24 protein-coding genes and 1 pseudogene are annotated in these 21,700 nt (G+C 62.7%); 15 read left to right on the plus strand and 10 right to left on the minus strand.

Annotation, left to right across the window (positions count from 1 at the left end; all coding sequences use genetic code 11):
• The first annotated feature begins 130 nt into the window (after window positions 1-130).
• Entirely contained in the window at window positions 131-349 is a 219-nt protein-coding gene (locus J1C56_RS31015; RefSeq protein WP_214393764.1) for a hypothetical protein, read from the plus strand.
• A 10-nt stretch (window positions 350-359) separates the two neighbouring features.
• Window positions 360-878: a Clp protease N-terminal domain-containing protein gene (locus J1C56_RS31020; RefSeq protein ID WP_214393789.1), complete on the plus strand. Its 519-nt coding sequence runs from the start codon at window positions 360-362 to the stop codon at window positions 876-878.
• 12 nt (window positions 879-890) lie between these two features.
• Here J1C56_RS31020 and J1C56_RS31025 read toward each other — a convergent pair whose 3' ends face one another.
• Both J1C56_RS31025 and J1C56_RS31030 read right to left on the minus strand, forming a co-directional pair.
• The gene (locus J1C56_RS31025) at window positions 891-1,193 is read right to left on the minus strand and encodes a DUF6958 family protein (protein WP_214393765.1); all 303 of its coding nucleotides are present in this window, start codon (window positions 1,191-1,193) and stop codon (window positions 891-893) included.
• The gene (locus J1C56_RS31030; protein WP_246592187.1) at window positions 1,177-1,737 is read right to left on the minus strand and encodes a GFA family protein; all 561 of its coding nucleotides are present in this window, start codon (window positions 1,735-1,737) and stop codon (window positions 1,177-1,179) included. Before J1C56_RS31030 ends, J1C56_RS31025 begins: the two co-directional genes overlap by 17 nt.
• A 109-nt stretch (window positions 1,738-1,846) precedes the next feature.
• Between J1C56_RS31030 and J1C56_RS31035 the strand changes: the two genes are divergently transcribed.
• Window positions 1,847-2,473, plus strand: coding sequence for a TetR/AcrR family transcriptional regulator (locus J1C56_RS31035; RefSeq protein WP_214393766.1), 627 nt, complete (start codon window positions 1,847-1,849; stop codon window positions 2,471-2,473).
• 60 nt (window positions 2,474-2,533) lie between these two features.
• Here J1C56_RS31035 and J1C56_RS31040 read toward each other — a convergent pair whose 3' ends face one another.
• Complete coding sequence (locus tag J1C56_RS31040) at window positions 2,534-3,589, minus strand: alpha/beta hydrolase family protein (protein ID WP_214393767.1); 1,056 nt, start codon at window positions 3,587-3,589, stop codon at window positions 2,534-2,536.
• A gap of 139 nt (window positions 3,590-3,728) precedes the next feature.
• Here J1C56_RS31040 and J1C56_RS31045 point away from each other — a divergent pair, with 139 nt between their 5' ends.
• Window positions 3,729-4,754 (plus strand): helix-turn-helix domain-containing protein, encoded by a 1,026-nt coding sequence (locus J1C56_RS31045; RefSeq protein ID WP_214393768.1) that lies wholly within the window; start codon window positions 3,729-3,731, stop codon window positions 4,752-4,754.
• Between the two features lie 60 nt (window positions 4,755-4,814).
• Here the strand turns inward: J1C56_RS31045 and J1C56_RS31050 are convergent, their stop codons facing one another.
• The 4 genes from J1C56_RS31050 to J1C56_RS31065 form a co-directional block, all read right to left on the minus strand.
• Entirely contained in the window at window positions 4,815-5,939 is a 1,125-nt protein-coding gene (locus J1C56_RS31050; protein WP_214393769.1) for an epoxide hydrolase family protein, read from the minus strand.
• A gap of 80 nt (window positions 5,940-6,019) precedes the next feature.
• Complete coding sequence (locus J1C56_RS31055) at window positions 6,020-6,685, minus strand: helix-turn-helix transcriptional regulator (protein ID WP_214393770.1); 666 nt, start codon at window positions 6,683-6,685, stop codon at window positions 6,020-6,022.
• A 146-nt stretch (window positions 6,686-6,831) separates the two neighbouring features.
• Window positions 6,832-7,818, minus strand: a complete 987-nt coding sequence (locus J1C56_RS31060) for a methyltransferase (RefSeq protein ID WP_214393771.1) — start codon at window positions 7,816-7,818, stop codon at window positions 6,832-6,834.
• Window positions 7,819-7,911: 93 nt separating this feature from the next.
• Entirely contained in the window at window positions 7,912-8,067 is a 156-nt protein-coding gene (locus J1C56_RS31065; RefSeq protein WP_214393772.1) for a hypothetical protein, read from the minus strand.
• A 214-nt stretch (window positions 8,068-8,281) separates the two neighbouring features.
• On the opposite strand from J1C56_RS31065, the gene J1C56_RS31070 reads away from it, so the two are divergent.
• Together J1C56_RS31070 and J1C56_RS31075 are read left to right on the plus strand one after the other, a co-directional pair.
• Complete coding sequence (locus tag J1C56_RS31070; RefSeq protein WP_214393773.1) at window positions 8,282-8,614, plus strand: ArsR/SmtB family transcription factor; 333 nt, start codon at window positions 8,282-8,284, stop codon at window positions 8,612-8,614.
• Window positions 8,611-9,099 (plus strand): SRPBCC family protein, encoded by a 489-nt coding sequence (locus tag J1C56_RS31075; RefSeq protein WP_214393774.1) that lies wholly within the window; start codon window positions 8,611-8,613, stop codon window positions 9,097-9,099. Before J1C56_RS31070 ends, J1C56_RS31075 begins: the two co-directional genes overlap by 4 nt.
• A gap of 269 nt (window positions 9,100-9,368) precedes the next feature.
• Here J1C56_RS31075 and J1C56_RS31080 read toward each other — a convergent pair whose 3' ends face one another.
• The gene (locus J1C56_RS31080; RefSeq protein ID WP_214393775.1) at window positions 9,369-9,917 is read right to left on the minus strand and encodes a DUF6428 family protein; all 549 of its coding nucleotides are present in this window, start codon (window positions 9,915-9,917) and stop codon (window positions 9,369-9,371) included.
• Window positions 9,918-9,959: 42 nt separating this feature from the next.
• On the opposite strand from J1C56_RS31080, the gene J1C56_RS31085 reads away from it, so the two are divergent.
• The 5 genes and pseudogenes from J1C56_RS31085 (at window position 9,960) to arsK (ending at window position 12,737) form a co-directional block, all read left to right on the plus strand.
• A complete protein-coding gene (locus tag J1C56_RS31085; protein WP_214393776.1) occupies window positions 9,960-10,292 on the plus strand; it encodes an ArsR/SmtB family transcription factor in 333 nt (110 codons plus the stop codon).
• A pseudogene (locus J1C56_RS33850) lies at window positions 10,271-10,363 on the plus strand (arsenic resistance protein); the annotation flags it as partial. The gene J1C56_RS31085 and the pseudogene J1C56_RS33850, both read left to right, overlap by 22 nt.
• Window positions 10,363-10,785 carry an arsenate reductase (glutaredoxin) gene (gene arsC, locus J1C56_RS31090; protein ID WP_214393777.1) on the plus strand — a complete coding sequence of 141 codons (423 nt, stop codon included), beginning with the start codon at window positions 10,363-10,365 and terminating at the stop codon, window positions 10,783-10,785. The pseudogene J1C56_RS33850 and the gene arsC, both read left to right, overlap by 1 nt.
• Window positions 10,760-11,485, plus strand: a complete 726-nt coding sequence (gene arsH / locus J1C56_RS31095) for an arsenical resistance protein ArsH (protein WP_214393778.1) — start codon at window positions 10,760-10,762, stop codon at window positions 11,483-11,485. Before arsC ends, arsH begins: the two co-directional genes overlap by 26 nt.
• 22 nt (window positions 11,486-11,507) lie before the next feature.
• Window positions 11,508-12,737 carry an arsenite efflux MFS transporter ArsK gene (gene arsK, locus J1C56_RS31100; protein ID WP_338001538.1) on the plus strand — a complete coding sequence of 410 codons (1,230 nt, stop codon included), beginning with the start codon at window positions 11,508-11,510 and terminating at the stop codon, window positions 12,735-12,737.
• Between the two features lie 47 nt (window positions 12,738-12,784).
• Here the strand turns inward: arsK and J1C56_RS31105 are convergent, their stop codons facing one another.
• Both J1C56_RS31105 and mutS read right to left on the minus strand, forming a co-directional pair.
• A complete protein-coding gene (locus J1C56_RS31105) occupies window positions 12,785-13,183 on the minus strand; it encodes a VOC family protein (RefSeq protein ID WP_214393779.1) in 399 nt (132 codons plus the stop codon).
• Window positions 13,184-13,216: 33 nt separating this feature from the next.
• Complete coding sequence (gene mutS, locus J1C56_RS31110; protein ID WP_246592211.1) at window positions 13,217-15,865, minus strand: DNA mismatch repair protein MutS; 2,649 nt, start codon at window positions 15,863-15,865, stop codon at window positions 13,217-13,219.
• Window positions 15,866-16,069: 204 nt separating this feature from the next.
• Here mutS and J1C56_RS31115 point away from each other — a divergent pair, with 204 nt between their 5' ends.
• The 4 genes from J1C56_RS31115 to J1C56_RS31130 all read left to right on the plus strand — a co-directional run bounded on the left by J1C56_RS31115 (window position 16,070) and on the right by J1C56_RS31130 (window position 21,509).
• On the plus strand, window positions 16,070-18,358 hold the full coding sequence (locus J1C56_RS31115) for an NADP-dependent malic enzyme (RefSeq protein WP_214393781.1): 2,289 nt from the start codon (window positions 16,070-16,072) through the stop codon (window positions 18,356-18,358).
• Window positions 18,359-18,522: 164 nt separating this feature from the next.
• Window positions 18,523-18,858: a hypothetical protein gene (locus J1C56_RS31120; RefSeq protein ID WP_214393782.1), complete on the plus strand. Its 336-nt coding sequence runs from the start codon at window positions 18,523-18,525 to the stop codon at window positions 18,856-18,858.
• A 51-nt stretch (window positions 18,859-18,909) separates the two neighbouring features.
• A complete protein-coding gene (locus J1C56_RS31125; protein ID WP_214393783.1) occupies window positions 18,910-20,820 on the plus strand; it encodes a DUF262 domain-containing protein in 1,911 nt (636 codons plus the stop codon).
• Window positions 20,821-20,897: 77 nt separating this feature from the next.
• Window positions 20,898-21,509, plus strand: coding sequence for an AlbA family DNA-binding domain-containing protein (locus tag J1C56_RS31130; RefSeq protein ID WP_214393784.1), 612 nt, complete (start codon window positions 20,898-20,900; stop codon window positions 21,507-21,509).
• The last annotated feature ends 191 nt before the right edge of the window (window positions 21,510-21,700 follow it).

Genomic DNA, 21,700 nt, shown 5'->3' on the forward strand with positions numbered 1-21,700 from the left:
GCTCGCCGGCGAACAACAGTCCGCCGAGGGTCACCAGCAACGGCACCGAGCCGTGCACGATGGGTAGACCTTCTAGCCCAATCTGTCAACCTATGTTGACGAATGACTCTGCGTCAACTAATGTTGACGCATGCTTGACCTGAACGCCCTGCACCTGCCCGACGATCCAGACGAAGCCTTGGCTGCGGTGGTTGCCTTGCGGCGGCTGGCCGACACGCTTGAGCGGCGCGCCGTCAGGTCGGCGCTCGGACAGGGATGGTCATGGGCGCGGATCGCCCAGGCGCTCGGCGTCAGCAAGCAGGCCGCGCACAAGCGGCTTTCCGACATCGGCAACGGGCCGGCGACTTAGGAGACAATGCATGTTCAGCCGCATCAACGCGCGTTTCAACGACATCGGCACGATCGGCACCCTGTGCACTGGGGCGGAGCGGCATGCGCTGCGGGACGAGCAGCGTGAACCGGGCGCCGAACATTTCCTGCTCGCGGCGCTCGACCTGCCCGATGGCACGGCGCGCCGCGCCTTCGAAGAGGTTGGCGCGGACCCGGCGATGCTGAAGGATGCCATCGCCCGCCAGTATGGTGATGCCCTTGCCGCCATCGGCCTGGACATTGGTTCGCCACCAGCGGCTTCGGGCGGGCCGGAGCCACTTGCCGCCCGGCCGGGCGCCTACAACGCGTCGCCCTCCGGACAGGAGGTCATGCAGGCTCTGGCGGCGAATCGAAGCCAGCACGCTCCGCTGCTCGGCGCGCATGTCGTCGCCATCGTCGCCGGCATGCCGCACGGCGTTGCCGTCCGCGCGTTGCGGGCGATGGGTGTCGATCCCGACCTCCTCAGGTCCGCCGCCGAAGCTGTCGCCAGGGCCGATGCGCGGTCCTGAGCGGAGCCGTGCTCACCGCGCCCGGTGAAGCCTGAGCGGCTTTGTCGCCTCGCGCTGGATGATGCCTTGCGCCTCGAGGTCGAGCTGCGCCGCCTTCAGCCACCAGCCGGCCTTCTCGCCGCCTGGAAACAGCTCCTGCGACAGGATCGGCAGCAGGGCCGCCTTGGCTTCCATCACCGTCAGGCCGGGGCCATTGTCCGGCAGCACCTGAAGCAGTGCGTCTCGCATCGCTGTGTACTTGGCCTTGTCGACGCGAACGACATGGTTGGGTGAGACGATGTTGCGGATCTCGATCTTCTCAGCCGCCTTGGACATCGAGCTCTCCCTTCACATATTCAAGCTTGGGTGCGCGGAAACCCATCGCCACCCAGGCCGTCAACAGCCGCCACATGAACAGGCCGGAATGCTTGGCGTAGCTTGGCAAGCCATCCGAGAACTCGACGCCGGGCCTGCGGTCGGCGGTCAACGTGCGCATCTCGACCGGCGGCCGCTCGTCTGGGTCGATGCGCTCGCTATAGACGGACAGCCAGTGCCCGCCCTTGAATTCGAGAAACATCGGCGAGTTGCAGCACGTGGCCACCACGCGCCGGGTCGGCGCAGTCGGGCTCAGCCGATGTTCGCGCAAAAGCTCGGCGCCGTGCACGCAGCGGATCCGGTCCTTGCGGTAGAGCGCATAATTCGTGCCGCCATCGCTCTCCAGCACCGGCTCGCCGCCCGGCAGTTCCTCGAAAATCTTGCCCGCCTTCTGGCAGCTTGAGCAGTAGCAAGCCGCGCCAACGATCGGCGCGCCGCTCGCCTCGAACGCCACCTGTCCGCACCGGCAGGCGACCCGTCGCATGTCCTTCCCGATACCAGCCATGTCCTCACCTCGTCCTTGCTCGTCAAACTAGACTGGACCGTCCAGTTTGATTTGTCAACGGGTTCGGTCTATGCTCCGGTTGCGACTGCTGACACAGGGAAGAGCATTCATGACCGTTGCGAAAACTCGCCAGGAACGGACGCGCGACGCCATCCTCGATGCCGCCGCCGGGCTGTTTCTCCGCAACGGCTTCCTCGGCGCCAACATGGACGAGATCGCGGCGGTGGCCGACGTTTCCAAGCAGACGGTCTATGCCCATTTCCACAGCAAGGAAGCGCTGTTCCTCGACGTCGTCAGGGGCCTGACCGGCGTTGCCGGCGACGTGCACCAGGAGCAGGTCGCCGAGCCGCTGGACGACCGCCCCATCGGCGACTACCTCCAGGAATTCGCCGAGCTCCAGCTCACCATCGTCATGACGCCCAGGCTGATGCAATTGCGGCGGCTGGTGATCGGCGAGGTCGAGCGTTTTCCCGAACTTGGCAGGGCGCTGCACGCGCTCGGCCCGCAGCGCTCGATCAACCGCCTCTCCAGGGCCTTTGCTCACTACCGCAAGCTCGGCCAGATCAAGGCCGACGACCTGGAGGCCGCGGCATCCTTCTTCAACTGGCTGGTCATGGGCGGCCCGGTCAACGACGCCATGCTGTTGGGCGACGGCGCCATCCTGCCTGCCCAGGCGTGCCGCAGCCATGCCCAGGAGAGCGTGCGTATCTTCCTCGCGGCCTTCGCGCCGCGCTGACGACGACCACTCATGCATCTGCCCGGCGCCGATGGGAGCGTCGGCGCCGGGCAGGTATCGCTATTTCGAGGCCTTGAGGTCGCGTATCAGGGCACCCTTCACCAAACCGGTGATCTCGGCATGCAGCTCAGCGCGCGGCCTGCTGCCCTCGTCGGCGCAGATCGGGTCGATCTCGCCCACCGACTTCAGGAACTCGGCGCCACCTTCCTTGCACTCCGGCAGGAAGCTGAAATGCGTGGCGCCCGCAACCGTGGCGTAGGTACCCTTAGGCGTCAGTTTTGCCAGCCGGTCGGAGATGACGGCCAGCGGGATGGTTTCGGCGCTGCCAAGATTGATGAAGTGCATCGGAATCCCGATCTCCTTCAGGCTTTGCTCGTCATAGGCCTGGGCGAGGCCGGGATCGACAAGCACGGCGGTCTGGATGCGGTGGTCGAGGTTCGACTGCTCGAAGCGCGCCTTGTCGACGGTGCGCAAGTCGACCTTGTCCACCTTCACGGGTTCGTCGTTGACGTAGCCCTGGCCGCCGGCATACCAGGCGCAATCCCATTTGCCGTAGCTGTCGCAGTAGCTGGCATAGGCTTCGAGATTGGCGCGCGCGCCTGAAATCTCCATGGCCGCGGCACCACCCAGCGAAAAGCCGACGATGGCGATCCTGTCGGCATCGAGCAAGCCGTTCCATGACGCGTCCTTGGTCATTGAGTCGATCACAGCCGACAGGTCGCCGGTGCGCTGCCACAGCTTCGGCGTAGCAGCAGGCGTCGAGTTCCCGCTGGTCGTGCCGGGATGGTTGGGGCCGGCGACAACGAAGCCTGCCTTGGCAAGCTCGGTGGCGAGCCAACTCATGGCTTCGACGCGCCCGCCCGAGCCGTGCGACAAAAGCACCAGCGGAAAACGCCCTGGCAAAGGCGGTGCATCCGTCGCGGCCTCTGCGCCCTTGAAGATCTTGTTGTCGCCGGTCAGCACCGGCTTGCCGCCGGCCGTGGCGGGATACCAGACGGTCACGGCAAGGTCGCGGTCGGGCTGGGCAACCGTTATCTCGCGCACGCCCACTTCTGAGGCGAAACAGGCCGAAACGAAGCCGACGACCATCGGGATGGTTGATAGGAACTGCAACATGGAACCTTGCCCTGTTTGAGTAAACGATGGGCGAGGCATGGCAAAAGTGGGCTACATCTTCGTCCTGGATCGCGATTCAGGTCGTGCTCGATCGCGATGCAGGCCATGATCGGCCGTCTGCTCTCCGGTGGGATTCGCCTTGATCTTCGTGCCCCTGTCCTTCGTCGCCGCCCTGCTGCTGGTCATCCTTCTCGTCTCGGCGCTGCGCGCCCGGGAAACCACCGGCGGCAACACGGCATTCCTCTTTCTCGTCGCCCTCTGTGCCTTGCAGTCGGTCGTCGTCGGCCTGCGCTGGGGCTATCATGTCGAGGCGGCGCGCTACGCCCAGCCGATCCTGGCAAGCTGCCTGCCGCCGCTGGTGCTCTTCAGTTTCCGCACCTTGCTCCAGCGTGACGATCTGGAAGGCGGCCGCATGCGCTGGCTTCACGCCTTGCCGCCGGTGGTCATGACCGCCATTGTGCTGTTCCTGCCAGCCCTCATTGATGCGGCGCTGATCGTGCTCTTCGTCGGTTATGCGATCGCCGTGCTCAACCTCGGGCGCAGCGGTCCGGACGCATTGGTCGAGGCGCGCCTCGACAGCGCGGTCGCCGCCCACCGCGCGCTGGTCATCGCCGCTGTCGCGCTCTGCCTGTCGGCCCTGTTCGACCTCGGCGTGCTGCTCGCCTTCGAATGGTCGAAGGGCGAAGATGCCGCCATCATCGCCAGCAACGCCAATCTGCTGGGCCTGTTCTTCATCGGCCTGACGGCGTTCGTCGCCTCGCGCGCCCATCCCTCCGCGCCGACCCAGCCCAATCCACCCGAGCCGTCGCCGTCCGAGCAGGACCGCGAAATCCTCGACCAGGTCCAGCGCCTGCTCGTCGACCAGAGGCTCTATCGCGACGACAATCTGACCCTGTCGCGGTTGGCCCGGCGCGCGGGCGTGCCGGCGCGGCAGATCTCCGGCGCCGTCAACCGCCTCGCCGGCAAGAACGTCTCGCAATACATCAACGACATCAGGATTTCCGAAGCCTGCCGCCTGCTCAGGGACACCGACATGTCGGTCACCGCTGCCATGCTCGACTCCGGCTTCCAGACCAAGTCCAACTTCAACCGCGAGTTCCGGCGCGTCACCGCGCTCAGCCCGGCCTCCTGGCGCGAACAGAACCGGCCCCAGGCGGTTGCCTGAGGCCGGCGTCCGACACCTGCCGCAAAGAGAAGTGGCGTTGTTCCGCCACCCCAAGGCAGCCTAGCGCTGCAGCCCGGCAAAGAACGCCGCGACCTCTTCCGCCCAGACCTCGGGCACTTCCATCGCGGCGAAATGGCCGCCGCTGGTAAGCTCGCTCCAGCGCACGATGGTGTTGCCTCCCTCGCTATAGCGGCGGATGGCGACCTCGTCGCGGGCGAACACGGCAACGCCCGTCGGCACACCCGAATTCGGCTTCGGCGACCAGGCCTCGGGGTCGTGCGCGTTTTCATGGTAAAGCCGGATCGACGAGGCCGCGGTGCCGGTGAACCAGTAGACCAGCACATTGGTCAGGAACCTGTCCTGGTCGACCGCGTCAGGACTGTCGCCAAAGCCGGCAAACATGTCGCCCAGCCAGGCGATCAGCCCCGCCGGCGAGTCGGTGATGCCATAGGCGAGCGTCTGCGGCCGGCTCGACTGCAGTGCGTTGAAGCCGAAGCGCTCGGCCATGAACTGCTGCAGGCGCTGCAGCCGGCTCTTCTCGGCATCGCTGAACGAGGCGATCTCGCTTGGGTCGATCGGGCCGAGCGGAATGAAGCCCATGGTTGCCGCATTGACGTGGACGCCGATGACACGATCCGGTGCCGCGCGGCCGATGGCGGGTGCGATGATTGCGCCTGCGTCGCCGCCCTGCACGCCGAAGCGCTGATAACCGAGGCGTGACATCAGCTCGAGCATGGCGCTGGCGATGCGGCCGTCATTCCAGCCGGCTTCGCGCGTCGGGCCGGAGAAACCGAAGCCGGGCAGCGAGGGGATGACGACATCGAAGCCGGCCGCAGTCAGCGGCCCGATGGCGCCGAGGAATTCGACGAACGAACTCGGCCAGCCGTGCAGCAGGAGCAGCGGCACGGCATTGGCGGTCGCCGACTTCACGTGCAGGAAATGGATGGTCTGGCCGTCGATCTCGGTGACGAACTGCTGATGGCTGTTGATCGCCGCCTCCTGGGCACGCCAGTCGAACCCGTTCCGCAACCGGTCGATCGCGCGGGTGACGAAATCGCTCGACATGCCGTAGCTCCAGCCCGCGCCCGGAATCTCGTTGGCAAGCCGCGTGTTGGCGAGGCGTGCCTTGAGGTCGGTCAACTCGGCCTCTGATATGGCGATCTTGAAGGGTGTGATGTCAGACATTTGCCGCGTCCTCGTTGGGTTGAAAGTGCATCCTTTCTAACCGGCGGCTGGGTCCCAGGGATTGAAGATTTCCGACAGTTTCAGCTGCGCCCGATCTGCCCCGGGGTGACGCCCATGATCGCCTTCACCGAGCGGATCATGTGCGGCTGGTCGGCATAGCCGAGCGCAAAGGCAACATCCGCCGCCGGCCGGCCCTGCTGCAGCAGGGCGAGCGCCTTCTGGGCGCGCTCGATCTGCGTGAAGGTCTTGTAGGTGACCCCGGTCGTCTTCAAAAAATGGCGCTGCAGGGTCCGCTCCGACATCGCCATGGGATGACCCGAGACGATCGATGCGACAACGCGGTTGTCCTCGACGATGCTGCTGCGCACCAGCTTGCCGACAAAGCCATCGACCGTGTCGAATGTCGGGATCTCCAGCACGTCAGCCCCGAGCCGGAAGCGGTCCTTGCCGATCAGGGGCAGCACGACACCTTGGTCGCGCATCAGCTCGCCCGGCATCAGCGGCATGAAGCTGCTGGCCTTGAAGGCGATGGCGAGGATCTCGTCGCCGGCGGCATAGTCATGGGTGACGGCAGTGGTGGTCATGCCGGTGCGCAGAACGGTGGTGGTATCGGCGTTCCTGAAAATGACCACGTCCCAGCAGCCATCCGGCTGCATCTTCATGCTGCCGCCGGTGGCAAACCTGGTGCGCGTCACCGCCTCCACATGCGGCGACGACCAGCCCTCCAGTTTCGTGACGTCATGCATCTTGGCCGCCAGTCTCCCCGCACGCCCAGTCTTGCCAGATTTGCGGTGCGACGCAATGGCCCGGGCAAACGCGCTCGGCGCTGAAGCTTGCAGGGGGCGGGGCGCCGCTGAGCCCCTTGCCTCCGAAACCAGCCATCCAGCCACGATCAGCCCGGCAGGCGCCCACGAAACAAGGTGGTGCCGTCGCTCAGGCGCGACCTCGAGATGTCAAGCAATCCGGCCTCGGTCATCCACGCGCGATACTGGCCTTCCGTGTAGGCCTCGCCGTGGCGATAGAGGTTCAGGAAGGTGAGGTTCAGAAAGACCCCCTCCGGCGGGCCAAGGCGGTCGTCATCGACGACACCCCACCCGGCGATGGCGATCTCGCCTCCGGGTGTCAGGCAACGCGCCGCGTTGAGGATCGAACGGCGCGCCTGCTCCGGCGGCAGCACCTGGACGACGGCCTTCAGGATCGCCAGGTCGTGCCGGCCGATCGAAGGCGCGACGGTGATGTCGCCTGCTTCGACGACCACGTCGCCGGCGCCGTATTCCGACAGGATAGCTGGCGCGACCGCTGCGACCGTCGGCAGTTCCATCAGCGTCGCCGCAATCTGCGGCCGGCCCTCGCGCAGGCCGACGAGGATGGTGCCTGCGCCGCCACCGATGTCGATCACCGAACCGACCGCCTCAAGGTCGATCTCCTGGGCCAATTGCCGGCCGAAAATCACCCCGCCCGGTGCGAGCAGGCGGCTGAAGGCCGCCGCGGACTCCGGGCCCGCTTCGGAAAAGTCGTGCAGCGCAGCCGGCCGGTTCTGCCGCAGCGACTCCGCGGTCAGAAGGTCGGCACCCCAGAGTTCGCGCAGCAGCGCATGATCGCCGCCGCGATAGCTCGGCCTGGACGCGTCGAGGAACGTCGCCGCTTCGGCGCCGTTGCGAAACTGGCCATCCTCGACCTCGAGCAGGCCGATGCTGGCGAGCGCGTAGAGCAGCCGCGACAGGCGATCGGGCGCGACGCCGAGCGCCGCCCCAAGGCTATCAGCAGTCGCGGCACCGCCGCCGAGCCGGGTGAAGATGCCAAGGTCCAGCCCGGCGCGAAGCGCCAGGGCGGGGGGCACCGCCGCGATCAGCTTGTCGATCCGCTCGGAATCCACCATGTCGCATCCCCTTGGGCGATCCGGGCCCTGCCGCGATCGACTTTGAAGCACCTCGCAAGATCGGAATCAACCGGGCTGGCAAATGCGGCCGCGTTACTTCGCGCGCTTTTCGATCTTCAGGTCCGGCAGGTCGGGTCGCCTGGATTTCACCCCGGCCTCCTTCAAGGCCGTGTATCCCACCTTCTTGAGCAGCTTCTCTGTCTTGGCGCGCTCCTTGTCGAGGCCGCTTTGACCTTTGACCTTGGGCATCCGTCCTCCATCTGGCGCGTCGTCGTTTGCCAGCAAACAAGATTGCCGGCGATATCGCGCGCGCCGCCAGCATAGGGGCTGCGGCAGCGATGACGTCAATGAATGAAATAAGGCGCGTTGCCGAACGGCCTGGATCTGCCGGCCTGTCGACGCATACTAAGGCAAGTGCCTTAATGTCCTTGACAGGTGCCGCCGATCTTCGTTACTAAGGCATATGCCTTACCATTCGACCCCCCTCGATCTCGCCTTTCACGCTCTCAGCGACCCGACCCGCCGCGCGGTGGTGTCGCGGCTGGCCGCGGGCGAGGTGCCGGTCAGCGCCCTGGCCGAACCTTTCGACATGGCGCTGCCCTCCTTCGCCCAGCATCTCAAGGTGCTGGAGGAATGCGGGCTGATCGTCAGCGAAAAGCGCGGGCGCAGCCGCTGGTGCAAGCTGGTGCCGGCGCGCTTCGACGAGGCGGCAGACTGGATGGAAGCGGAGCGCCGGCGCTGGGCCGAGCGGCTGGATCGGCTGGAAGTTTACCTGGACAACACCGAAAGAGGATGAAGCACATGGAAAACCTGTTTGAGACCTGGTCGCTCGATCGCGAGATCGTGCTGGTCAAGCTGCTCAACCACCCGCGCGAAAAGGTCTTTGCCGCCTGGATGGACCCCAAGGCGTTGGCTGAATGGTACGGCCCCGCCGGCCTGAGCATCGAAAGCCACGAGGCCGATATCCGCGAGGGCGGGGTCTGGCGCTTCGACATGGTGGGCGTGTTCGAGGGCAAGCAGCAGCGCTTCCCCAACCTCATGCGCTTTGTCGAGATCGTGCCCAACGAGCGCATCGTGATGGACTACGGCACGCCCGAGCCCAACGACCCCGACCGTTTCCGCGTCACGGTGACCTTCGACGAGCAGAGCGACGGCAAGACAGTGCTGACCATGCGCCAGCTCCACCCCACCGCCAAGCGGCGTCAGGTCGTCATCGGCTTCGGCGCGGTGGAATACGGCCTGCAGACGCTGGATGGCCTCGCCGCCTGGCTGGACGGTTGAGCCGTCGGGTGAGGGCAGTGGTGGTCAGGCCGGTGGTCGTGTCCGCATTCCTGAAAGTGAACACGTCCCGGCAGCCATACGGCTGGTCATGGTGCCGCAGCCGCCAAACCTGGTCCGCGTCACCGCCTCGACAAGCGGCGACGACCAGCCCTCCAGTTTTCGTGACCTACGCATCTCGGCCGCCAGTCTCTCCATCGAGGGCAGTCTTGCCGGAGTTATGGCGAGACGCAATGGCATCGGTCGTGTGCGAGGGCGCTCGGCCTGGCCGCCTAGCCGCAGCGGGTTTGGGTTGATGATGCTGAGCCGTCGCCACAACAGGAGGCTGTCTTGGCCGCCTTCTCCGCCAGCCAACGGTCTCGTGGCTTGCAACTCGCCGCCCGGGCAGACAGTGCGACATGGATTTCGCTGCCCCGGATCAGCGGCATCGATGCCTTGTGAAGCTGCATCGGCGCGATGCCGTCGCTTACCTCAAAGGTCAGCTTTGCAGTGGGATCCAGAGCCACGTGTTCGCTGACCTTGCGTATGATAGCTGAGAATTTTCCAGCGGGCATGTGGGTCCGCTCGTCCTCGTTCACATCCCAGAGCTGGATGAAGAGCTCTGCCCAGGACTCAGTATTGGCGCCACAATCAAGCGCGGCAAACGATCCCGCCTTCACCTCGGTGACGTGATAGCCTGGCTTTACGGAGCGGCCGTCATAGCTGAAGACCAACGGCTTCTCCTTGTGCCCGGCGAGGAAGGACAACAGCTCGCCAATCGAAATGTCGTCGCTTCGGAAACTGGTCGAGCTGGCAAATTCGCGGTTGTCAGGGGTCAGCATCTGCGTTATTCCTCATTTTGACATTTATAGGATTGTTGAAATATGGATGAACGTCAAGCGCTGATCGCGTTTGGGGCAATGTCCCAAGAGACGCGACTGAAGATCGTTCGGCTGCTGGTGAAGGCTGGGCCGGAAGGCATGGCTGCAGGAATCATTGCGGAAACCGCAGGGGTATCCGCGTCGAACGTTTCGTTCCACCTCAAGGAACTGGAACGCGGCGGCCTGGTCACCGCCCGCCGGGATGCGCGTTCCATCGTCTACTCGGCAGACTACCAGGCCCTGAGCGGCTTGATCCGGTTTCTGATGGAAGACTGCTGCGCAGGCAATCCGGCCATCTGCCAGCCGGCACTCGCCTGTCGGTCGTCTGGATCGTGAACCGCAGCAAGGGCTGGTACGAGCGCGGATTCGCCGTTTCCGCCGCCAAACAAAGTGAAAGGACCGTCTGATGGACATCACCATCTACCACAACCCCGCCTGCGGCACGTCGCGCAACACGCTCGCGCTCATTCGCAACGCCGGGGTCGAGCCCACTGTCGTCGAATATCTGCAAACGCCGCCGACACGCGCGGTGCTTCAGGAGCTGATTTCCTCTGCGGGCCTGAGCGTGCGCGAAGCCATCAGGCAGAAAGGAACGCCCTATGCGGAACTGGGCCTGGACGATCCGAAGCTGACCGACGACCAGTTGCTGGACGCGATGCTCGCGCATCCCATCCTCATCAATCGGCCGTTTGTTGTCACGCCATGGGGCGTGCGTCTGAGCCGTCCTTCCGAGATCGTGCTCGACATCCTGCCGCTTCCTCAAAAGGGGCCGTTTCACAAAGAGGACGGCGAAGTGCTGATCGATGCCGAAGGAAACCGCGTTGCTTGACCTGCCCAACATAACGCCGGAAGCCCTCGAGCTTCCTGATCATACCCGGCTTTCGCAGCCATTCTCCGCTCACAGGCCTCGGATACTGTTGCTCTACGGCTCGCTCCGCGAACGTTCCTACAGCCGCTTCCTGACCCAGGAAGCGGCCCGCCTGCTCGAACATTTCGGAGCCGAAACTCGCATATTTGATCCCTCTGGCCTTCCCCTGCCGGACGGAGCGCCGACCGATCACCCGAAGGTCAAGGAACTGCGCGAGCTTTCGCTTTGGTCGGAAGGCCAGGTATGGAGCAGCCCGGAGCGTCACGGAGCGATGAGCGGCGTGATGAAATCGCAGATCGACTGGATTCCCCTCGCCGTCGGTTCAATCAGGCCGACGCAAGGGCGCACATTGGCCGTGATGCAGGTCTCGGGCGGTTCGCAGTCGTTCAACGCAGTCAACCAGATGCGCGTGCTCGGGCGCTGGATGCGTATGCTCACCATTCCGAACCAGAGTTCGGTCGCCAAGGCGTATCAGGAGTTCGACCCGGAAGGCCGCATGAAGCCGTCATCCTACTACGACCGCGTGGTCGACGTGATGGAGGAACTGGTCAAGTTCACGCTGCTCACCCGCGATGTCTCAGGCTACCTGACGAGCCGTTACAGCGAGCGGAAGGAAGACGTCGAGAAACTCGAGGCTCGCGTCAAGTTCAAGGCCATCTAGGATCGCATGAGGGAGTTGCAAGGTGGCATCGCCTGTTTCGATTGAACACCGACGCGGCGCAATCATCTGGGGCCTGGGCCTGACCCAGATCGTTGGCTACGGCACTCTGTATTACAGCTTCAGCATCCTTGCACCGGAGATGGCCAGGGACCTCGGCTGGACGCAGGAATGGGTGTTCGGTGTCTTTTCGGCTGCCTTGCTAATCGGCGGTTTCGCCGCCCCTTCTATCGGGCGCCGCATCGATCGCCATGGCGCAGGCCCGATGATGGCATTAGGCTCACTGGTCGCAGCCTTTTCTCTGGTCGTATGCGCGCTCGCGCCCGATCGCCTCACCTTCGTAGCTGGTATGATCGCTATGGAGATTGCCTCGGCCTTCGTCCTCTATAATGCTGCCTTTGCAGCTCTGGTGCAGATAACGCCTCAAACAGGTCAGAAGAGTATCACCCATCTCACGCTGATTGCTGGTTTTGCCTCGACCCTGTTCTGGCCGATAACCACCCAACTGCACGAGCATCTGACGTGGCGGGAAGTTTATCTGGCCTTCGCGGTCCTGCATCTCGTCGTGTGTCTTCCGTTTCATTTCTGGCTTGCACGAGCGATGCACGCCGATCGCAGGAGTAACGGGAAGGACACGGCCAAAACCGCGGCGGTGATCGAAGGAAGCATCGCAGATTGGGATCGCCGGAGAGCGTTCACTCTGATGGGGCTGGGGTTCGCGCTCGAAGGGTTCGTGCTGTCGGCACTGCTCGTCCACATGGTTCCGCTCCTCACAGCCGTCGGGCTTGGAGCCAGCGCAGTGCTGGTGGGCACGCTGTTCGGCCCTTCCCAGGTGTTCAGCCGCTTCATCAACATGCTGGCCGGCCGAGGGCTCTCCCAACTGGTGCTGGCCGTGATCTCGGCCGCTCTCTTGGTGGCAGGGCTGTCTACCTTGCTGGTATCGGCTCCCTGGATCTACGGTGCGGCGGCTTTCGCCATCCTTTTCGGCCTTGGTTCGGGGCTGACGAGCATCGTCCAAGGCTCCTTGCCATTGGTTTTGTTCGGCTCCGAAGGATACGGCGCGTTGCTGGGTCGAATCTCTGCCATCAGGCTGATCGTTTCGGCGTTGGCTCCGTTCCTGTTTTCGGTGCTGATGGCTCATGTCGGAATCTGGTCTGCCCTGTCCGTGTCTATTGTTTTGGGGATCGGTGCGGCTGCCGCGTTCGCGAGCATTGGCTGGAAACGGCCATCGCCCGAATTGGCGACGGAGGCGTGATCTCTTCAGGGCGCAGCCTTGCAGATCGCTGAGAGCTTCTCGCCCGCCTAGATGGCCTGGTTGAACACTGCCTCGATATGATGTCCGTCGGGATCGATCACGAAGGCGGCAAAATAGCCCGGGCAATAATGCGCCCGCAGGCCGGGACCGCCATTGTCGGTGCCGCCATGGGCGAGTGACGCTGTGTGGAACGCCGCGACCGCCTGCCGGTCTGGCGCGGCGAAGGCGAGGTGGAAGCCCGGGCCGGGCGGGCGCTGTCCCTTGCGGCGCAGCTTGATTGCCAGCTTGTCGCCGCCGCCGGGCGAGCCATAGCCGACCGCCTGGTCGTCATCCCCGGGTGAGAGGTCTTCCCAGACCCTGACATAGCCGAGCGGGGCAAGGACCGCGTCGTAGAAGGCAACGGCGCGTTCGATATCAGCGACGCCAAGCGAGATATGGTGAAGCATGCGACGCCAACTCCAATGCAGGAAAGTCTGCGGTTAGCGGCCCGAAAGCCCCTTCAGCCTGTACAGCGCGTCGAGCGCCTCGCGCGGCGTCATTTCATCGGGACTCAGGCCCTCCAGCGCCTTGGTCAGCGCGTCGTTGGCGACGGGTTTTGCCGCCTCGCGTTTCACCGCCACGGAAAACAGCGGCAAATCGTCGACGAGCCGGTTGGCCTTGCCTGACGTTTCGCCTTCCTCGAGCTGGTGCAGCACCTCCCTGGCGCGCGCCACCACAGCGTCGGGCAGACCGGCGAGGCGGGCCACCTGCACGCCGTAGGAGCGGTCGGCGGCACCCTTGCCGACCTCGTGCAGGAACACCACTTCGCCTTCCCATTCCTTGACCCGCATCGTCACATTGTGCAGGCGCTCGAGCTTGCCCGACAGTGCGGTAAGCTCATGGAAATGGGTGGCGAAAACGGCGCGGCAGCGGTTCTTTTCGTGCAGATATTCGACCGCCGCCCAGGCGATCGACAGGCCGTCGAAGGTCGCGGTGCCGCGGCCGATCTCGTCGAGGATGACCAGAGAGCGCTCGCTCGCCTGGTTGAGGATGGCGGCGGTCTCGACCATCTCGACCATGAAGGTCGAGCGCCCGCGCGCCAGGTCGTCGGAGGCGCCGACGCGGGAAAACAGCCGGTCCACCACGCCTATGTGCGCGCGCTCGGCAGGGACAAAAGAACCCATCTGGGCGAGGATGGCAATCAGCGCGTTCTGGCGCAGGAAGGTCGACTTACCGCCCATGTTCGGGCCGGTCAGAAGCCAGATCGCGCCGTTGCGGCCATTTGGCGCCGGCGACAGGTCGCAATCATTGGCAACGAAGGGTGCCGAGGCCGTGCGCCTGAGCGACTGCTCGACGACAGGGTGGCGGCCGCCCGTCACCTCGAAGGCAAGGCTGAGGTCGACCTGCGGCCGGCACCAGGCTTCGCCTGCCGCAAGTGCCGCCAGGCCGGTCGAAACGTCGAGCACCGACAGCGCGTTGGCCCCGGCGCGGATCGCGTCGGCATGCGCGACCGCCTCCTCGACCAGTGCGTCGAAGGCGGCGAGCTCGATGGTCAGCGCCCGGTCGGCGGCGTTGGCGATCCTGGTCTCGAGGCCTGCGAGTTCGGTGGTGGTGAAGCGCATCGCGCTCGCCATTGTCTGGCGGTGGATGAAGCGCGCCTTGGCCTCGTCGCTGCCGTTGAGTGCCGCCTGGTTGTTGGCCGTCACCTCGATGTAGTAGCCGAGCACGTTGTTGTGGCGGATCTTGAGCGAGCGGATGCCCGTCTCCTCGATCAGGTCGCGCTCCATGCCGGCGATCACCCGCCGCGACTGGTCGCGCAGCGCCCGCATCTCGTCGAGCTCGGCGTGGTAGCTGGCGCGGACAAAACCGCCGTCGCGCTTGAGCAGCGGCAACTCGTCGCCAAGGGCGGCGTCGAGATGTCCGGCAAAGGCCGCGGGCAGGGCTGAAATCGCCGCAAGCGCTGCGCCGAGCTCATGCGGCACCGCCATGTCGGCAAACAGCCCGGCAATCGTTTGCGCCGCCGAAAAGCCCGAGCGCAGCGCACCGAGATCGCGCGGGCCGCCGCGGTTGAGCGCCAGCCTCGACAGCGCGCGCGGCATGTCGGCGACGCCCTTCAGGCTGAGCCTGAGCGCCTCGGCAAGCCTGGTTTCGCCGATGAAGAACGACACGGCATCGAGCCTGGCGCCGATGGCGTCGGGATCGGTCAGCGGCGACATCAGCCGGTCGGCGAGCAGCCGCGCGCCGCCGCCCGTCACCGTGCGGTCGATGGCGCGGAACAGCGAGCCGTCGCGGCCGCCCGACAGCGTGCGCAAAAGTTCGAGATTGGCGCGCGTCGCCGGGTCGATGAACAGCGTCGAGCCTTCCTGCTCGCGCTCGGGATGCGACAGCGGCGGCCGCTCGGCCTTCTGGGTCTTTTCGACATAGGCGATGACGCCCGAGATCGCCGACAGCTCTGCGCGGGAGAAAGCACCGAAGCTGTCAGGCGTTGCCACCTCATAGAAACGCGCGATGCGTCCCGGCGCCGAGGTCGAGTCGAACAGGGACGGCGGCTGCGGGTTGACGATGCGGCCGACGAGGTCGAACGTCGGCTTCAGCTCCTCGTCATGGAACGCCGGCTCGGCGACGATCAGCTCGCGCGGGTCGATGCGGAAGATGTCGGCGGCGAGCTTGTCCGGCGTCGTCTCGGCGACGCGGAATACACCGGTCGAGATCTCGATCCAGGCAAGCGCCAGGCTCGCTTCGCCCGCACCCTTGACCCGTCCCAGCGCCATCAGGAAACTCGATTCCTGCGGTGCAAGCAGCTTGTCTTCGGTGATGGTGCCTGGCGTGACGAGCCGCACCACGTCGCGCTTGACCACCGACTTCGAGCCGCGCTTCTTGGCCTCCGCCGGATCCTCGATCTGCTCGCACACCGCGACGCGAAAACCCTGCCCGATCAGCTTCTGCAGGTAGTCGTCCGCCGCATGGATCGGCACCCCGCACATCGGGATGTCCTGGCCCTGGTGCTTGCCGCGCTTGGTCAAGACGATGCCGAGCGCCCGGCTCGCCTTCTCGGCGTCGTCGAAGAACAGCTCGTAGAAATCGCCCATGCGGTAAAACAGCAGCGAATCCGGGTTCGCCGCCTTGATCTCGATATACTGCTCCATCATCGGCGTAGGTGCTGCGTGCACCGGCGTTTCCGCCTGGGCTTCCGTCAAGTCAGCTTCCGCAATGATTGTCGGTCGATCGTTCACGCCTGAACCTTCGAAAAAAGCAAATCCACCGCTCTGCTTGGCGGTTTACAGCGCCGATGTGTAGCCTTAATCCAAAACGCTCCACAAAAAGAAATTTAAGGGACAGGAACGCTTCTCGCCATGGCAACCACCAGGAAACCCGACAATTCCGGCCCCTCTGTTTCATCAGAGGAGGCGCTCGAGTTCCACGCCATGGGCCGGCCCGGCAAGCTGGAGGTCGTGCCGACCAAGCCGATGGCGACCCAGCGCGACCTGTCGCTCGCCTATTCGCCCGGCGTCGCCGTTCCGGTGAAGGCCATCGCCGAGGATCCCTCGCGCGCCTATGACTACACGACGCGCGGCAACATGGTCGCCGTCATCTCCAACGGCACCGCGATCCTCGGCCTCGGCAATCTCGGCGCGCTCGCCTCCAAGCCGGTCATGGAAGGCAAGGCGGTGCTGTTCAAGCGCTTCGCCGACGTCGATTCCATCGATCTCGAGGTCGACACCGAGGACGCCGACGAGTTCATCAACTGCGTGCGCTTCCTCGGCCCCTCCTTCGGCGGCATCAACCTCGAGGACATCAAGGCGCCCGAGTGTTTCATCATCGAGCAGCGCCTGCGCGAGCTGATGGACATCCCCGTCTTCCACGACGACCAGCACGGCACCGCCATCATCGCCGCCGCCGGCCTGATCAACGCGCTTGCCATCACCGGCCGCGACATGAAGACGTCGAAGCTCGTCTGCAATGGCGCCGGTTCCGCCGGCATCGCCTGCATCGAGCTGATCAAGTCGATGGGCTTCACCCCCGACAACGTCATCTTGTGCGACACCAAGGGCGTGGTCTACCAGGGCCGCACCGAAGGCATGAACCAGTGGAAGTCGGCGCATGCGGTCAAGACCGAGGCGCGTTCGCTTGCCGACGCCATGGACGGCGCCGACATCGTCTTCGGCCTCTCCGCCAAGGGCGCGCTGACCCCGGCCATGATCCAGTCCATGGCCAAGAACCCGATCATCTTCGCCATGGCCAATCCCGATCCGGAGATCACGCCCGAGGAGGTCGCCGAGATCCGCACCGATGCCATCATGGCGACCGGCCGTTCGGACTATCCGAACCAGGTCAACAACGTGCTCGGCTTCCCCTATATCTTCCGCGGCGCGCTCGATGTCCGCGCCACCACCATCAACGACGCCATGAAGGTCGCCGCCGCCAACGCATTGGCCGAGCTCGCCCGCCAGGACGTGCCCGACGATGTCGCCGCCGCCTACCAGGGCAACCGGCCGAAATTCGGCCCCAACTACATCATCCCGGTGCCGTTCGACCCGCGCCTGATCTCGGCGATCCCGATCGCCGTTGCCAAGGCCGCCATGGAATCGGGTGTCGCCGGCCGGCCGATCCTCGATCTCGACAAATACGCCAACGAGCTTTCCGCCCGCCGCGACCCGATCGCGTCCACGCTGCAGCGCATCTACGACCGCGTCCGGCGCCAGCCCAAGCGCATCGTCTTCGCCGAGGGCGAGGAGGAGCAGGTGATGCGCGCCGCCGTCTCTTATGTGAACCAGAAGCTCGGCACGGCCATCCTTCTCGGCCGCGACGACATCATCAAGGAAAACGCGAGGCAAGCCGGCATCGACCTCAACAAGCCGGGCCTCGAGATCATCAATGCGCGCCTGTCGCGCCGCAACGCCATCTACGCCGACTTCCTCTACGAGCGCATGCAGCGCAAGGGCTACCTGCTGCGCGACTGCCAGCGCCTGATCAACAACGACCGCAACCACTTCGCCGCCTGCATGGTCGCCCTTGGCGATGCCGACGGCGTGGTGACGGGCGTCACCCGCAACTACTCGACAGTGCTCGAAGACGTCCGCCGCGTCATCGACGCCAAGCCCGGCCACCGCGTCATCGGCGTGTCGATCGTGCTCGCCCGCGGCCGCACCGTCATCGTCGCCGACACCGCCGTCCACGACATGCCCAACGCCGAGCAGATCGCCGACATCGCCGAGGAAGCCGCGCATTTCGCGCGCAGGATGGGTTATGAACCTCGCGTGGCCATGCTCGCCTATTCGACCTTCGGCCACCCCGCCGGCGAGCGTTCCGAGCGTGTCCAGGAGGCGGTCAAGATCCTCGACAAGCGCCGCGTCGATTTCGAATATGACGGCGAAATGGCCGCCGACGTCGCCCTCAACCACCGCCTGATGCAGCAGCAATACCCCTTCTGCCGCCTCTCGGGTGCCGCCAACGTGCTGGTCATGCCGGCGTTCCACTCGGCTGCCATCTCGACCAAGATGCTGCAGGAACTCGGCGGCTCCACCGTCATCGGCCCGCTGCTGGTCGGCCTCAACAAGCCGGTGCAGATCGTCTCGCTCAACGCCAAGGATTCCGACATCGTCAACATGGCGGCAATCGCGGCGTACAACGCGGGGACTTGAGAAGCGGTTCGCGCCAGCGAACGAAAAGCCCCAAAATGGGCTTTTCGAGCGCCTCAAGGCCCTGAGCCGTAGCGAAGGGCATAGCGCTGCCGGCCTCCTTGCGCCGTCAGCCGATTGGGCGAGGCGCCAAAGCTGCTAATCTCCCCCCTGTGGGGGGGGGAGGAGTGGTTGCCGCAGGCAACGAAAGCCAATTGCTTGGCTTTTCGAACGACGAACGCCCGGCAGTGCAGAGGGGGGTGCGAAGGATCGCCAGGCTTCCAGTGCCGAGCTGCAGTTCTGCCGCCTGCGTGCTGGCTATTCTGACCTCGGCTTCGATCTCGATCAGGATGCCGCAGGTACTCGGCGGCTCCCTCGTAATCGGCCCGCTGTTCGCCGGCTTCAGCAATCCGGTCCAGATCGTGCCGGTCGACGCCCGTCGTCAACATGGCGGCGGTCGCGACATGTTACTCGGGGGCCAGAGGGAAGGCGTGCTACTGGCGCTTCGCATTTATGTGAATTAAGCTGAAGCGATCGGTTATATTGAGCTCTCAAATATACGGCAGTCAGTAGAGATGGCGCAACTTCAAGTCACAGACATAAATGTCCCAAATTTGCTCAAGAAGCTCAAGACCAATGAATGGTTGGTGCCTCAATTTCAAAGGGAATTCGTCTGGAGTAACGCTGCTGTAATCTCGCTTGTGAACTCCATTATTGATGCGCGTCCAATCGGCATGATCACCCTTTGGGAGCAACAAGATCAGTCAGCCTTGGTCTTGGAGCCGATATCCATCCCCGACTGGGACCCGGAAGTCGGGCGAACTGGACAGCGACAATACACGTCTGAAAGTTCAAGGCCTGGCAGATACTATGCCGTGCTTGATGGACGACAGCGCTCTACTGCATTGGCAATGGCCTTTGGTGGCCTTAGAGCGCAATCTGGCCTTTACCGCCACTCAGGTAATTTCTATCTCGACGTCGCGGCCACAGATGAAAACGAACGTGTGAAATTCGTATCGTTGAAAGAGGTTGAACGACGAAAAATAGTAACCCTTGCTGGCGCGATATCGCAGGGGCTCTTTCCACTAGCCTCCGAAGACCCGGATAGTTTGATGGGGCAGTGGATGTCATACCTACAGCACATCCGCAATCCGGATTACTATACGGGCGGGAAACTTCCAGATGTAGATGAGTTGGAACGCCGCAATCAGGTTCTTTCCCGCGCTTTTGCTGGTATCCTTAATACTAAATTGGCCGTTTACATCGTCCCAAACGAATACAATCTGGCAGATATTTGTGACATATTTGAAACATTAAACACTACAGGTACGAAAGTTTCTCCCGTAGACCTCATCCATAGCGGTCTATTCAATGACACGGCGACTGACGTCGGGGGACCGGTACTTCTGCGTGAAGAGATTGATTCGCTAGGTGAACTTGATGGTGCTGTAGGATGGTCTTCGTCGAAGGACCGCCCGGAGTTGATTGCTCAGTTTGTAGCTGCTGCCCACGTGGCCCTTGATACCAAGCCGACGCCACGTAAGACTGCTGGGCAAAAAGAGGTCAGGATAACCAGCGTTAAGTCTGGAGACCTCCTGGCTATACCGAGTGGTTTCTGGCGTAAAGTTTTCGAGAATAATTCTATATTTGCTGGATTTATAGGCGGATTCCAGAATGCAGTCGCGGGAGGGCACTTCGGGATGTCCGAGTGTCCCTATCCAGCGAGTGCTGCTGTTTATGTTGCTCTTCGCTGGTTCCTGGAATTCGATTCGACTCCAGCGGTTCATTGGAACATTGACAAGCTTGACCGTCTATTTCGTGCCTTTTTCTGGCGAAATGTTCTTCATACCAGGTACGACCAGGGTTTTCTTACTCAGATCGGAACTGATATTAGGCAAATGAAAGAATTCTTGCAGAGCACAAGATCTGATACGGCAGACGATTTCTGGCGCACTCAAGCGAACTTGTGGTTGGACAATGCAGTTGGTCCACGCCCATCTATCGAAGATATTGGGCAGGTGGTGACGGATGGTGATGAGAAAGGTGCACTGCGGCGAGGGGCGTTATTGCTTCTTCACGCTCGTGCGGGAGTTGATCCAATAAATCCAGATCTAAGCATAAATTTGGAATCTGGAACGATGGACTTACATCATATTTATCCAAAGGATTGGTGTAAGAACAATGCAGGAGGCCCACTTCAGGAAATTCTTGACCATACTGTTGCGGAGAGGGACTGGGTAAATTCCGCAGCGAACCTTATTCCAATGCATAGACGTACCAATAACGAATGGCGAAAGCTCTCACCAGCTACGTTCCTAGCGCAAACTGGTGCCTCCTACGATAACAACCAAGATGTGTGGGCGAGATATTTTGTAAGTCGGGATTCTTTCGACGAGTTGCTCCTGGGTGAGGGCGGGGTGACTGCGTTTTGGAAAATGCGGGCTGATGCTATTTCCCAAGAAATTTTCGGTCGAACCATTGTGTGAGTTTCCTCATGAAACTCCTATGTCCTACAGCCGCAAGGGCGTTGAGTGCACCTGTCGAGACTACAATAAGCATACTGTTGGAAGAGTATGAGTTAGATAGAGGTATATGTCTGCTTATTAGCTTGGGAAAACTGCAAGAGTCGTTTGATTATTTCGGTATCTTGTGTTCGCCAAAGATAGGTGATTTGGGCCTTGATGATCTTCGTGTACTTTCCGATGGTAATCGCGGTTCACTTGATGCAGCGCTTTCCGATGTCTTAGGAGGTGAAACATCTCGTGTGGAATTCAAATCGTCATTGTTATTTGATTGGAAGAAGTATCTTAAAGAAAAAAACGATGACGCTGAGGAGTACCGATTGGAAGCATTAGTTCACTCGGTAATGAAGACGATAGCTGCGTTTTCAAACACCGATGGCGGAGTAATATTTGTCGGCGTCGCAGATGATGGTTCTATCTGTGGTCTCGAAAAGGATTTTCAGCTGACAAATAAGAAGCGCGGTGACTACGACGGTTGGGAGCAATATCTGCGCGCCCAGGTCGAATCGAGATTCTTCGATGGAAAATCAATCAACGCTTACGTGAGAACAGAACCGCTTGTAAAAGAGGGAAATGTTTTTGTTCGTATACAGGTTGCAGCAAGGAGCGAACTAACATTTATGAAGAAGGGGGCGGCGCTGAGCTATTCGTGAGGTCTGGAACGAGATCTATTACGGTAAATTATGAGGATATACAGAAACATTATAAGATGATACGAAAATTCTGAAATGAAGTGATTAATATTCAGCTCTACTGACGCCCCGTTTTTGATATGATCGATGATTCCGATCTGTCACCATCTGTCAGCAATCTTCCCCTCACCCCCCCCTCCGTTTTTCCACAC

Source organism: Aminobacter anthyllidis (genome assembly GCF_018555685.1).
GTDB lineage: Bacteria > Pseudomonadota > Alphaproteobacteria > Rhizobiales > Rhizobiaceae > Aminobacter > Aminobacter anthyllidis.